Source organism: Luteitalea sp. (assembly GCA_009377605.1).
Classification (GTDB): Bacteria; Acidobacteriota; Vicinamibacteria; order Vicinamibacterales; family Vicinamibacteraceae; genus WHTT01.
The window spans coordinates 37,490-50,352 of sequence record WHTT01000048.1 but is presented as its reverse complement, the minus strand read 5'-3'; the positions used below and the strand labels follow the sequence as shown (position 1 = coordinate 50,352).

At 66.0% G+C, this 12,863-nt stretch carries 8 protein-coding genes; 3 read left to right on the top strand and 5 right to left on the bottom strand.

Features of this window, described 5'->3' with window-relative positions; all coding sequences use genetic code 11:
• Positions 1 to 2,904 precede the first annotated feature (2,904 nt).
• The 3 genes from GEV06_16545 to GEV06_16535 all read left to right on the top strand — a co-directional run bounded on the left by GEV06_16545 (position 2,905) and on the right by GEV06_16535 (position 4,724).
• On the top strand, positions 2,905 to 3,378 hold the full coding sequence (locus tag GEV06_16545) for a hypothetical protein (GenBank protein ID MPZ19507.1): 474 nt from the start codon (positions 2,905 to 2,907) through the stop codon (positions 3,376 to 3,378).
• A complete protein-coding gene (locus tag GEV06_16540) occupies positions 3,374 to 3,883 on the top strand; it encodes a hypothetical protein (protein ID MPZ19506.1) in 510 nt (169 codons plus the stop codon). Before GEV06_16545 ends, GEV06_16540 begins: the two co-directional genes overlap by 5 nt.
• 91 nt (positions 3,884 to 3,974) lie before the next feature.
• Entirely contained in the window at positions 3,975 to 4,724 is a 750-nt protein-coding gene (locus GEV06_16535; GenBank protein ID MPZ19505.1) for an FAD-dependent oxidoreductase, read from the top strand.
• Between the two features lie 147 nt (positions 4,725 to 4,871).
• Here GEV06_16535 and GEV06_16530 read toward each other — a convergent pair whose 3' ends face one another.
• Genes GEV06_16530 through GEV06_16510 form a run of 5 tightly spaced genes read right to left on the bottom strand, consistent with a single transcriptional unit; the run spans position 4,872 to position 12,762 of the window.
• Entirely contained in the window at positions 4,872 to 5,801 is a 930-nt protein-coding gene (locus tag GEV06_16530) for a sugar isomerase domain-containing protein (GenBank protein MPZ19504.1), read from the bottom strand.
• Positions 5,641 to 6,642 carry a hypothetical protein gene (locus tag GEV06_16525; GenBank protein MPZ19503.1) on the bottom strand — a complete coding sequence of 334 codons (1,002 nt, stop codon included), beginning with the start codon at positions 6,640 to 6,642 and terminating at the stop codon, positions 5,641 to 5,643. The genes GEV06_16530 and GEV06_16525 overlap by 161 nt, the downstream gene beginning before the upstream one ends.
• Positions 6,639 to 7,865, bottom strand: a complete 1,227-nt coding sequence (locus tag GEV06_16520) for a prolyl oligopeptidase family serine peptidase (GenBank protein ID MPZ19502.1) — start codon at positions 7,863 to 7,865, stop codon at positions 6,639 to 6,641. The genes GEV06_16525 and GEV06_16520 overlap by 4 nt, the downstream gene beginning before the upstream one ends.
• On the bottom strand, positions 7,862 to 11,101 hold the full coding sequence (locus GEV06_16515) for a hypothetical protein (GenBank protein MPZ19501.1): 3,240 nt from the start codon (positions 11,099 to 11,101) through the stop codon (positions 7,862 to 7,864). The genes GEV06_16520 and GEV06_16515 overlap by 4 nt, the downstream gene beginning before the upstream one ends.
• Positions 11,098 to 12,762 (bottom strand): family 10 glycosylhydrolase, encoded by a 1,665-nt coding sequence (locus tag GEV06_16510; GenBank protein MPZ19500.1) that lies wholly within the window; start codon positions 12,760 to 12,762, stop codon positions 11,098 to 11,100. Before GEV06_16510 ends, GEV06_16515 begins: the two co-directional genes overlap by 4 nt.
• Positions 12,763 to 12,863: the final 101 nt, after the last annotated feature.

Sequence of the window (12,863 nt, the reverse complement as noted above, 5' to 3'; positions counted from 1 at the left end):
CCGATGGTGAGGGCTACTATCGTCTCATCAATCTCGCACCTGGCACGTACACCATCACCGCGGAGCTCACAGGCTTCTCGACATTCAAGCGGGACGGCATCCTTCTCCGCACCGGTGCGACGTTTGCCGTCGACGTCACGATGAACGTGGGCGCGTTGGAGGAGACCGTCACCGTCTCGGGTGAGTCGCCGATGCTCGAAGTCTCCAAGCCGGGCAACGTGCTCAACATCGATGGCGAGTTCCAGAAGAGCCTCCCGATCGCGGCACGAAAGAACTGGACGGACTTCCTCGAGCAAACCCCAGGTGTGCACTCGCGGCCGTTCGACGATGGCAGCGGTCGGATGGTGTATTTCGGTCATGCCACCGAGCACTTCGCGCACGTCGTCCAGCTCGAAGGAATGCAGGCCGGCAACTACAACGACTTTCAGGTCACCTACGTGCAGATGGATTCCGACATGATCCAGGACACGCAGGTGAAGACCGGCGGTGTGGACGCCGCGACGCCCATGGGGACGGGGCTCGCGGTCAATGTCATTACCAAGAGCGGTGGGAACGACCTCAGGGGCTCGGCTGGCTTTGCGTATCAGCCGTTCGACTGGAACGCGGACAACACGAGCGCCAGTACGGTGTTCGATCTGGCTTCTGAGCTCGGTGGCGGTGAGCGGATCTCCACCGGCGGGAGCCCCGTGCAGGCCAAGGTGAGTCAGTTCGATGGCAGCCTCGGCGGGCCCATCCAGCGTGATCGCGCCTGGTTCTTCGGCTCGGCACGCTTCTCTCGCGTAGAAAGCGGTATCGGCCGCATCGACAAGCAAGTCAACGACATTCAGGGTTACTTCCCTGGCACCGAGCTGTTTCCGAACAAGATCAAAGGGTTCCAACCTTATGCCAAGGTGACCACCCGGCTCGGCCCGGCACACGAGCTCGTTGGCGTCTTCCAACGTGACCGCACGTCGGGACAGAACAACTGGGAGTACCTCTATGAGCCCATTGGCGCGTACTCCAACGGTGGCAACCTGTACAACGTCAAGTTGACCTCAGCGTGGGGCGATAGTCTCACGACCACGTTCTCCGTCGGGTACAACGACAAGAGCGGGAACGACGAGAGCACGTACACGACGTTTGGATTCGAGGGAAGCGGCCCCAACATCGAGATCTACGAAGGAACAGAAATCTCGGAGGGCGTCATCACCGGCAACGGGCGGATTCTCGAAGGTGGTAACGTCGACTACAGGACCTACTCCCCAGCGTCACTCTGGCTGATCCGTGGCGACTTGACCTACTACACCCAAGGCGTGGGCGGATCACACGAGATCCAGACCGGGTTCTTCCTGGAGCCGCGAAACACGTACGACCAGACACGCGTGTACTCGAACGACGGGTTCTTCCAGGAGTTCCGTACGCCGGTCGACTCGAGCAATCCGTCGCTAGGAACGATAGCCTTCCGACGCGACTACGCCGATCCAATCGAGATCACGACCCGCCAAGCGCGCGACAGCAACTACGCGTTCTACCTGCAGGACGATTGGAAGCCGACGGCGCGACTGACAGCGAACGTCGGGATGCGCTTCGATTACGTGAAGCGTGTGGACCAGGTCTTCGACATCACCCGTCAGCGGTCGTGGACCGTCCAACCGCGCGTCGGCGCGACGTATCTCCTCACGGAGGACGCGAGAAATGTGCTGCGCGCGAGCTGGGTGCTCGTCGGTGAGCAGGTGATGGGGCGTGACGCGGTAACGACGTTTGGCGCGGACAACACCGTGTCTGTGCGCACGTTGTACGACAACGATCTCGACGGCGAGTTCGAGACCGAGGAATTCGACGCTGCGTCGACCACGACGATTGCGGGCGAGCAAATCGACGAGGACCTTCACCAGCCATATGTCGACGAGCTGATCGTGGGATATCGGACGCAGCTCCCCTGGCAGATCGGTATCGACGTGGCGTACATCAACCGTGTGTACAACGATACCTGGGCGGAGCTGGAGATCAACGGCTTCTGGCCGGATGCGCCTGGTCAACCGTTTGGCGGCTGGGGTCGCATCGATCCGAACCGCGGCGCCACCGATCAGCAGACGAACAACTCGTGGAGCCAGTTGAAGTATCAGGCCATGGAGCTCACCGTGACGAAGAACATGTCCAACGGGGTCCAGTTCATGGCGGGATTCAACCGGCAGTGGCACAAGATCGCCGGCACCTGGAATCCGACCGACAGGGCGGGCTTCATCCACCCAGACGCCTTTCCGAATGATGGCAATCTCTACATGCCGCGTGGGAACAACGAAGAAAATTCGCTGCCGGACTCTGGCAGCGTGCTGAGCTATGGACCGACGTGGATGAAGTATCGCGGCAACTGTGGTGCCGTGTGGCAAGCACCGTGGGGCGTCAACGTTGCCGGTAACCTCACGGTCCAGGCCGGCCCATGGTCGGGACCCATTCTCACACGGCTCGATGCGGACGACCCCGAGATCACACGCTACGGGCCAGAGCGCTTCACGCTGCCCGATGGAACGACGCAGCCGAATCCACTCTCGACACGGAATCGCTACGTCTACAGCACGCGGGGCGAGGGCCAGGTTCAGGCGCCCCCGATCACCGCGGTTGGCCTGAGGATTGGGAAGCTCTTCAGACTCGACCGCTACCAGTTCGAGGTGGCGGGCAGCATCTTCAACCTGCTGAACGGCGGCGATTTCACCCAGTTCACCTACAGCAGCGCGAATCAGAGCTGGAGCCCGAACTTCCTGGAGATGCGGAACCGCCAGCCCGCACGTGCATTCCAGTTGACGGTGGTCGGTCGGTTCTAGTTTCTTCTATGGGTAGCGAGGGGTTAAAGACCCCTTGCTACCTACTACGTGCACACGTCCTCTCGCTACGTTCCTACGGACCACGATTCAGAGAGTTGATGAGTTGAGGATTCTGGGGCTCGTGCTGGCGGTTGCCACCACTGTGGCGGGTCTCACGGCCTCACCGTGCGGTGCCGCTCTGCCCACGCGCGGTGCGTGGTGCCCAGGCGACACAACGGGGTTGGCAAACGAGCCGCTCGTCACACGCAGCGCTGTTACCCAAGCCGATGATATCGCGGCTGTTTTCAACGGCTCACGGCGTGAAGAGCTGTCGGAAAGCACTCGCCTCGACGACCGCAGGGCGCTGGTGACCGGTGACCGCGGCTACATGATGGGTGACACCGCCGGCCTCTATCCCGCCTGTGGCTGGCACATCAGGGGCGAGATGGGTGGCTTCTGGAGCCCGCCAATCAAGTTGCTCGACGGGATCTGGTCGCCATCGACGGTCGTTGGCTGGGGGCCGACATCCCAACCGCGCGCTACACTAGCGGCTACGGTTATCACCGCTTCGGCTACGAGGCCCCCTCTGACCTATTGATCGACAGGGTCGATTTCGTTCCCGACGGTCTACGCGCGATCGTGGCACCTACCGCGTCACAGCGGCATTCCAGGTCGCCCAACCGGCGGCCACCGTATGGAACGTGCTCACCGACTACGAACAGATTCCGCAGTTCATGCCGGAGGTTCGTAGGAGCATTGTCCGCGAGCATAGCGCGTCCCGGGCGCTCGTCGAGCAGGAGGCGGTGGCGCGCATCCTGCTGTTCTCGAAACGCCTGCACCTCGTCCTGGAGGTGCACGAGCAGGGCGACGTGATTCACTTTTGCGACACGGCGGCCGACAGCTTCACGCGCTACGAGGGCCTCTGGCGTGTGCACGAACACGACGCTGGCACGACGGTCACGTACGAGCTGACCGTGCAGCCCGCCTTTACCGTGCCGCCGTTTCTGTTCACCAGACTGGTCAAACGTGATGCCGAGCACATGATCGAGCGCCTGCGAACCGAGATCGCATTGAGGCACGGCGGCACTCGCGCACGGCGGTGACGCTGGGGGAGAGCAGGGCGACGAGTCCGCCGTCACGCTATGGTGTCACCGGCTATGAACGCGCTGCCCACGCACACCCGATGGGTCGTCATTGGTGCCGGATTCGCGGGTGCATCCACGGCGTGGGCGCTCGGGCGAGCGGCATCCGCCCTACCTGCGATTCGCGCGTGATCGCGGGTTCAGGCTCTGCACAGGCTGCGCGGTCGACGAGCTGCTGGTCGAAGGCGGCCGCGTCACGGGCGTCCGCGTGGGTGCGCGAACGATCCGTGCCGACGCCGTCATTGATGCGACCGGTGCCTGGGCGGGCAGGCTGCGTCCGGCGTCCGTTCCGTTGCCGCTGCAACCCTTCCGCCGCCACCTCTTTGTCAGTGGTCCTCTCGCCAACCCGTGGCCGCGTGAGGCCCCCTTCGTCTGGGTGTGGCGCGACGAGCTCTATGCGCGCCGGGAGGGCGACGCGCTGCTGCTCTCGCCGTGCGATGAGACCGCTCACCCTCCCGGTTGTCCGCCGGCGGATCCAACGGCGGCCGAGTTGTTGGCCGTGACGCTTGCTCGTCACGCGCCTGGTCTCGGGCATCTCACGCTCCGACGGTCCTGGGCGTGCTTGCGCACATTTGCGCCAGATCGTCGTCCAGTCGTGGGACCCGATCCTACCCTGACCGGTTTGTATCACGTCGCGGCGTTAGGCGGGTTCGGCGTGACGACCAGCGCCGCGATCGCGGAGGTGGCGGTGCTCGCGATGGCAGGAAAGCCGGCAGACTGGCTGGATCTCGCGGAGGTCTCGCCGGCACGATTGTGCGGGGCCGGTGAGATGCCGGCTGCCAAGGCAGCACACCGTCAATGACCAGGACGGCTTCAATAGCGCTCCGTCAACATGGCTATGAGCAGCAGCCCTGGTTGACAAACGCAGTAACTGATTGACTTATAGTGTCAGCCGAATGTTCCTTGACCGGGTTGACCCATATGTAAATACACTGACTGGGTCTCATGACTAACCTGCGGGAGAGCCTTCCGCCGCCCGTGGCCGCTCGACGTCCAGATACCGGATCCGGCCGGCATACCTGGCGAGCGTCCGACGGAGATCATCCGGCGAGGTTGCATCCAGGTTCGCGCTCGCGAGCACCGGCGGCAAGTGGCCTTGTTGCAGCAGCAGGACGGACGCTTCGATCGTGACCGCGTGCACGATCGCAGCACCGATGATGGTCGAGAGCGGTCCCATCCGGAGCGCACGGTCGGGTAACTTCGTTGCCGCGTCGCCCGTGGGAACGCCAGTGTCGATCACGACGTCCACCAGCTCGTACAGCTTGCGCCCCGAGGCGTGTCGTGCTGCAACCGCCCGAGAGTGGGTCAGGCTCGTAACCGCGATTACCTTGACGCCCCGGGCGCGCAGGCCAAGTGCCATCTCGACAGGTACCGCATTGCGCCCGGAATTCGACGCCACGATCGCCGCGTCGACCGCGCGGATGTCCTCGCGCGCAAGGATGCGGGCGGCGTACCCCTCTTCACGCTCCGCGTTCGTACTCGCGAGAACGCCATCGAAGAACATCAGCCGGCGATCGAGAATCGGGTTGACGGCCGCCAGGCCGCCGGCGCGATAGAACGCCTCCTCCGCCAGCAAACGCGAATGTCCTGAGCCGAAGACATGGAGCACACCCTCCGACGCGAGGGCGGTCGCAACCAGAGACGCCGCCGCACCGATCGATGCGTGCTGGTCGCGCCGCAGACGCTCGAGTGCTTGCAAGACCTGCTCGAGGTAGAGCTCAAACGCCACTCGCCGTCTCCAGGCTCTCGAGCCGAAGGTCCCACTTCGCGTCGCACATGCCGAGCAGTACCGCTCCGACGATCGGCGCGAAGCGCGGCGGCCGCACCTCGACTTGGGGTTCGCCAGCGCGAACGGTTTCGAGAAAGGCCGCACGCACAAGGCCGGATCGTTCGAGGACGGCGCCCTGATACGACGCAAGGCACGCTGGAGCTTCGCGAGCGCCGCCCGCCGCCCGCCCTTCGCGCGCCTCCAGCGCGTGCAGACGCCGAATCACGGCCAGCACCGCTCGCGCCAGGGCTGCGCCCGCCCGCCCGCAGATCGCAGCCGCCACGTCGTCCCCCTCGTCGGCGCAGGCGGTCACCACGGGCGCGAGCGCCGCAACGCGCTGCTGCCCGGACGCCGTGCCGTACAGACGGGCGACCGTGTCGGGAAGGTTCGAGGCGCCAAGGGCGGCCGTCAGTCTCTCGACGAGCGCCGTCGCTGGGCCGCTCCCGTCGAACGCTTCGGCGGCTGCGACGAGGCCGAGGCGGCCAAGCTGATAGGCGCTCCCCTGATCGTCATACAGCGGACCCCAGCCCCCCGCCTTGATCGTCGCGCCTCCGCGCGTAATCCCCAGCACCGCCGAACCCGTGCCGGCGAGCGCGACGACGCCCGGATCGCCCGCGAGGGCACCCCGATGCGCAATGACCATGTCACCATGGACGACTACCCGACCGAACCCGATCGAACGCAGCATTCCGGCCGCAGTGTCCGCACCCGTGCCGTCGAAATCCACTCCGGCGAGACCGGCGGAGACGAGTGCGACGTCTTGAATGGTCGCGCCCGCCTTCGAGAGCGCCTCGCTCGTCGCCATCCTGAGCGCCTCCGTGGCCGTCACCAGCGGCACGTGCAGATGATTGGACGGACCGGCCCTACCGTCGCCCCTCGTGCGCCCGCCGGGGTCAACCGCGATGCACCGAGTCCCGGTTCCGCCGCCGTCAATCGCCAGGAGCAGCGTCATTCGGCCCTCAGGATCCTTTCCAGCCAGCCGTACATCTGCTGCGCGACCGACACGGGCAGACGATGGCCGCCCTTGAAGTAGATGGCGCGCAGACGGCCGGCCGCGCCCTGTGCAGCATAGACGGGCTGCAGCCTCGCCATCGCCATGCGCACGCTCCACCCGGCATTGGGAAACACAACGTCGTCGTCCGACGTGGATAACCAGAGCGGACGCGGTGCAGCGAGCGCGAGCATCTCATGAAGATCGAATGGCACCTGGATCACTTCGGAATCGGGCATGGCACGGTAGCGATCCATCGTCAGATACGGGCTGCTGACATAGAAGCCGAGCCTCGGCATCAGCGCAGTGGCGTGAGACCAGCGCCAGACGTTGCCGTCGATGCGAAATGTGTCGAACCCGCAGTTGCTCGCGCCGGCAGCGAGACGCGGCTCGAGCGCCAGACCGAACAGGGTCGTAATGCCGCCGTGCGAATGGCCCGCACATCCGATCCGCGTGCGATCGACGATCTCGAGCGTGCTCAGGTAGTCGATGGCCCGGCTCAGATCCGCGATCATCTTGCCGAGCAGCGACCAGCGCGGATGCGCCCTGTAGAACGGGATCGCGTCGCCGTAGTGGCCCGTGGCCCGATCGTGGCGCTCGCCGAAGCAGATGGCGTCCCACGTGAGCGTCACGAACCCTCGATCGACGAGATGACGGGCCGTGGCCTGTTCCGGATCTCCCGACAACCCGGCTGGCTCCCGCTTTCCCGCCTGTGTCGTCTGGTGGGGGCACAGGACCGTCGGCGCCGGGAAGTCTCCTCCGTGGGGTACCAGGAGATAGGCTGGAATCCACTCGCCGGTGGCCGCCATGATCCGCACGTGCCGCCGCAGGTGCGAGCCTTCGTCGGTCTCCTCGAGGGTCTCGGCCTGGAGCGCCACCGGTTGCGATACGGACTTGCCAATGAACGCCGCCAACGTCGATTGAATAGCGCGCCGGCGATTCTCCCACGAAGGCCTCACCGGTGCCGCTTCAGGGTGCTGCAGGTCGAGCAGCTCGGCGGACCCGCTCTGTGGCGTTCTCAAGGCTGGACGCACACTCGTCGTCATGTCGCGCCAGCGTGCCCAGCTCCAGTCCACGTAATCGAGCTCGCGATTCGGGAAGGGCCGCTGCAACATGCGCCGGCCGACAGGCAGAGCCGCTGCCGCCCCGCCGGCCACGCGCAGCAGCTCGCGCCTGTTCATCATCGATCGGTCACCCCTGCAACCTCGATCGCATTCGCCCCGGCCTCGACCGGCAGCGACAGCATGCCTGCCGCCGGATCATAGGCTGCTGCCACGACAGTGCCGTTTCGGGTCGTCCTGACGGGCGCCTGCCGTACGTGAATGCGGACGTGCGTCGGACCATCCGCCTCGATGACGCCGGTCAGACCGGCCGATCCATAGTCGAGCGCCACGCTGACCGCGCGGTCGGACTCGAACAGTGACCGATCGCCGTGCCGCAGTCCGCGAACCTGCTGTGCGCCAATCCGCTGGACGCCAGGTCCCGCGATGCGTGCCGTCCACGCCGCAGCGTCCGTGCGCCAGCCTGCGACGGCCGACTCCTCTGACGCGGCGCTCGTGCTGAACGCCACGACATCGCGAGCGCCGCCTCGAGCGATGGTCGACACACCCGACCAGCCTGGTGCCGACAGCAGCTCCAGACCCGCCGCGGCCGCGCTCGCCGCTTCCCTGGTCTTACGGGGGAGCAGGACGACCATGAACCAGGCGTCCGCGGCACGGTCGGCCGTCACCAGATCGAGATAGGCTGGCTGCGGCGGGACGTCGGGCGGCGTGCGGGCGGACAACACCGGAAAGGGAAGGTGTCCCTCTCCAGCCATCAGCCGCATTGCGGTTGACGAGAACGGCCGAACGGCCAGGGCGGCGTTAGTACCGGTATAGGTCGCCGTCGCAGAGACGCCGCTCCCGGCGACCGTCAGCCCGCGCTTCGCCGGCACATGCAGCCGCACGGTGAAGCCGGCGGGTTCTCCGCTCGTGCGGACGCGATCGAAGACGACGAGGTAGTCCGGTTTGATGTAGGCGAGCCGGCGCGTGTAGCTCGCGAGCCGGCCGCGGTAAACCGGGGCAAGCTCACTTCCCACCGCATCGTAGGACGGGCTCAGAATGACATCCGTGATGCGCGGGTGTCGATTCAGGGCTGCGAACTGACCCGTGTCGGCGATGTCCTGGCTAGCGGGGTTGCCATCGACGAGGAGCGTGTTGTGGCCCGCGGCCTGTGTGAAGAACGTGTCGTAGTACGGATCCTTGTAATAGTCGGACCATCCAGCCTCCGTGATCAGCGTCTCGCCCAGGGCACGGAACTGAAACGACCCCTGATCGGCGTGGTTGTGGTTGAACGTTGGGCCCGCGCGGAACAGAACGAGCCCCCCATCGGGACCCCAGCCGGCGCGGAACACCGCGTCTCCTTTCTCCCTGAACAGCCGCGATCCGCCTCCGGCCGGCGGCTGCGGAGCGACGCGGTCGTCGAAGAACAGGAAGTCATAGATCGTCCGCGGCTCGAACCGGCTGGCGTACCAGCGAATCACCGGATCCGTGGACCGGGCGACGATCGCCCGAATGGAGTGCCCAGCGGGGGGATGCGTATCTCCCATGTCGAGGCTCTCGTGGATCGGATCGGCCAGCGTGTGCAAGGGATACCGTAGCGACTCGACGACGTGCGTGCTCTCCCAGTAGGACTGCCCGAACACTCGTTCCAGGGCCCAGAGCATCGGACCAAGCGTTTCCAGATCGAACTCCAGGTAGCTGATGCCCTCGCCGTAGCTGCCGTCCGCCAGGAACGACGCGGCCATGTGATCCTCGATCTTCATGAGCAGCCCGTTCAGCGGGAGCGAAAGCTCGTTGTCCTCCTCTGCGGAGCCGTCGCCGACGATCGCAGCAGCGGCAATGATCGCTCCGCCGACGGTGTGGGCGATCCAGTTGCTCGTGTCGGCCATCACGCGGTTGTCGAGCACGTACTCACGCCACGTCGGAAGAATCGATCGCTCCAGCAGCGCCCGTCGGACGAGCCGTCGCTCGTCGCCCGACAGGTCCGCATACAGCAGGTCGTACGCGAGTGCGACGGCCGACGCGAGCTGGCCGGCCGGGTAGTACGTGTGCTGCCCATGGGCTTCGAACCAGGGCGGCGCCCACGTCTCCCACCTGCTGACCTCGAGGAGGGCCGTCCGAGCGGCGGCACGCGCCTCGCGGTCGCGGTTGACGAAGCCGACAGCCGCGTTGCTGGTTATTCGGCTGCGCGCGCGATTCAGCACGTCGAAGTATCCAGGGAGCGATGGAAGCAAGTACGCCGCGTCCAGCCGGGTGAAGACCTCGCCACCGTGCGCGATGGGCCCCGTCTCGCGCGAGGCGCGGGCCGCCTTCTCTAGCGTCGTCCACAGCGTGGTCAGGCGAGGATGCTGCCGCCTTCCGCGAATCGTGCCGACAGCCTGTGGATCGAAATAGAGACGGGGATGACGTGCGGAGAGAGGCGGCAGGACAAGCAGTCGCACGGTCGTCTCGATCCGGCGGCCGTCGGCCGTCGTGCCGTCGAGGCGCAAGCGCCAGATGCCCCGCGGATCTTCGGCACGGACCCTGTAGGCTGTCGCGTCGCTCCACCTGTTGCCGGCGGCCTTTCCATCGTCGGACCCGTTATCGTCGTCCAACGCGCCACGGGCGATCGACTGACCCGCACGCCCCGCCAGGGACCAGATCGCCCGCTTCAGCGGAACCGGCGCGCGTGCTTCAATCGATAGGGTGCTGCCCGTACGGAGCACCCCCGAGGATACACCGTCGCGCCACGGCTCGATTCGCGTGCTGGCTGGCTGCCGCACGTCGAACGACACCTGTCGCGACGCGGCGATCCGCACGTCGTCCAGCAGAAGGCGGGACGTGATATCCGGGGCCGCGTGCACGATGTGCGCCACGACGTAGACCGCTTCGATCCGCGTACCAGCCACCAGCCCCCGGCCGGCTCCATCGCGGAACTGCGAGAACCGCCCCGCGGCGCTGGTCCAGGCACCGGCCGACGCCAGCAGGCGCCAGGTGTATCGCCGTCCGTCGGCTCCCGCCAGCCCCACTTCGAGCTCAGCGGCGAGGGCGCGCGGCTCGAGTCGGTACGCGAACGCAAGGTCGGCTCCCTGCGACGCCACGAGGCCGACTTCCTTGATGAAACCAATGGTGATCGGGCCAGACACGACGGGCGTCACGACTCGCATCAGCGCGCGACCGCCGGGTGCGTCGAAGGCGGTCGTCGGGCTCAGCGACGGCTCGTACCCGACGTCCTGTGCTGGCGGATAGCTCGCCCACTGTCCCAGATCGTCGCCGTCGAAGGACTCCGCGAGGACGACCGGCTCGAGGACAGCCAGAACACTGCCACCCTGTGCACCGCTTCCGCCGTGCCGCAGGCACAGTGCGCAGACCAGGCCGGCCGCGATTCCCAGCCGCTTCATCTCGTGAATGCCTTCTCGAGCGCCGGCCAGAGCTTCTCTCGCGTGAGACTGCTGGCCGCGAAGATGACGATGCCGTCCGGCTGTGCGCGACGCGCGGCATCAATCGCGCGAATCAGCTTCTCTGGGGGACAGAATCCCGGCGGCAGATCCGCACGCACTTTCGCGAGCGCTGAGGACAGGCTGGCGAGCGCAGCGGGAAGCTGCTCGGGCGTCGCGCGCTCCGCGGATCCGGCCAGCTGATCGAGATGCCTTGCGACGTCAGGGGCGAGCGGCGCGAGGCGCTTCTGCAACCGGTCGTGGGCGGCGACCAGCTGCTTCATCATCGCCTGCCGCGCCGCATCGACGTCGCCGGAGGCGCCCTCCAAAACGTAGACGGCGGTATTGAGCTGACGCTGGACGACCCGAGCGTCGTCTACCTTTCCCGGCAGATCTCTCAACGCGTCGATTGCATCGTTCATGTCGTCGAACGGCTGCAGCTCCTCCCGGTACAGGTATGTCGTCGCGATGCCCGCCTCCAGCGGCCGGCCGTGCCGCGTCCACTCGAGCTGCCGGCGCGTGGTTTCTTCGAGATGATCCAAATAGGCCTCGAAGCTGCCGGCGAAGTGGCTGCGGTACGTCATCGGCGTGTAGATATCGATCCACTCGTTCCAGCGATGCCATTGCTGGCCGATGAAACGGGCGCTCTGCACGGGGTTCTTGAAGACGGCAGCCGAGATCTCGAGCTTCGGATTGCTTCTCTTCACGAGCTCGTGGACCTCGCGCACGAAGTTGTTGATCTGCTGCACGCGGTAGTCATAAAAGAAGTAGCGCACGTCGGGCGAGCCACCGGGAATCGTCCGACCGTTCAGCAGGAAATCGGCGCGCGCGCGTCGCTCCGCCTCGCTGTAGGTTCGTGGCAGCATCGTCGGATCCGTCCACCAGTTCGCCTCCACGCGCTCCTGACGCACGTCGACGTCGTACCGCTCGGCAGGCCGTGTCTCGTACGCCAGCATCGCGTACCGCGGAACGTGTGCGAGACAGTAATCGCAGAAGCAGAAACTGTCGGGGGCCACGTCTCCGGGATACCGGACGTAGTCATGATGGATTCCGTCCACGGCGGGATGCCTGGCGAGCTCCTCGATCATGGGCAGCAGCCACTGGTCCGTGTATCCCGGCCGGCGCGCCGGACACATCCAGATATAGGGGTACGGACGCCGCCGCGTCCCGAGTGTCTCGGTCGCGGTCGTTCCGCCCGCCGGATTGAGCTGCGCCCACTCCGGGTGGGCACGCACCGCGGCGCCGTTGACGCCTTCGACGAAGTCCACCAGCCACGCATGCACCTTGATGCCATGCGGACGGGCCGCCGCACGCAGCTCGCGGAGCAGGTCGAACGACTCGTAGCCCTTGACGACGGCGTCGGCGAAGCGCCGGCTGGGCCAGTAAATCTCCCCGTTCATCCCCTTCACGAGCAGGATGACCGTCTCGATGTGCGCCCGGCGGCACTGCTCGACGAACGCGCGAACTGCTGCCGGCGTTCGGCCGACTTCCGGAGGATGCACCCAAATGCTGTGTCGCTCCGGCGCGCCGCCCTGGGCTGGCCCACGGGCGGCCAGCACCGCGGCGGCGGTCACGAGGACGAGGGCACCCGTCAGCCACGTGAAGAGCCGTCTTCGTAATCGCATCGTGCACTGCCTCCTAGGCTTCCGCAAACGGCTGGGCGTCGTTGACCACGTCGACGTCCGTGGATGCACCGGCTTCCCACGTGCCAGATTCGACGCGGCCG

Excerpts from the sequence above, each read along its gene's own strand:
- GEV06_16510 (MPZ19500.1), bottom strand. The coding sequence starts at position 12,762 with ATGCGATTACGAAGACGGCTCTTCACGTGGCTGACGGGTGCCCTCGTC.
- GEV06_16520 (MPZ19502.1), bottom strand. The coding sequence starts at position 7,865 with ATGATGAACAGGCGCGAGCTGCTGCGCGTGGCCGGCGGGGCGGCAGCG.
- GEV06_16515 (MPZ19501.1), bottom strand. The coding sequence starts at position 11,101 with ATGAAGCGGCTGGGAATCGCGGCCGGCCTGGTCTGCGCACTGTGCCTG.
- GEV06_16525 (MPZ19503.1), bottom strand. The coding sequence starts at position 6,642 with ATGACGCTGCTCCTGGCGATTGACGGCGGCGGAACCGGGACTCGGTGC.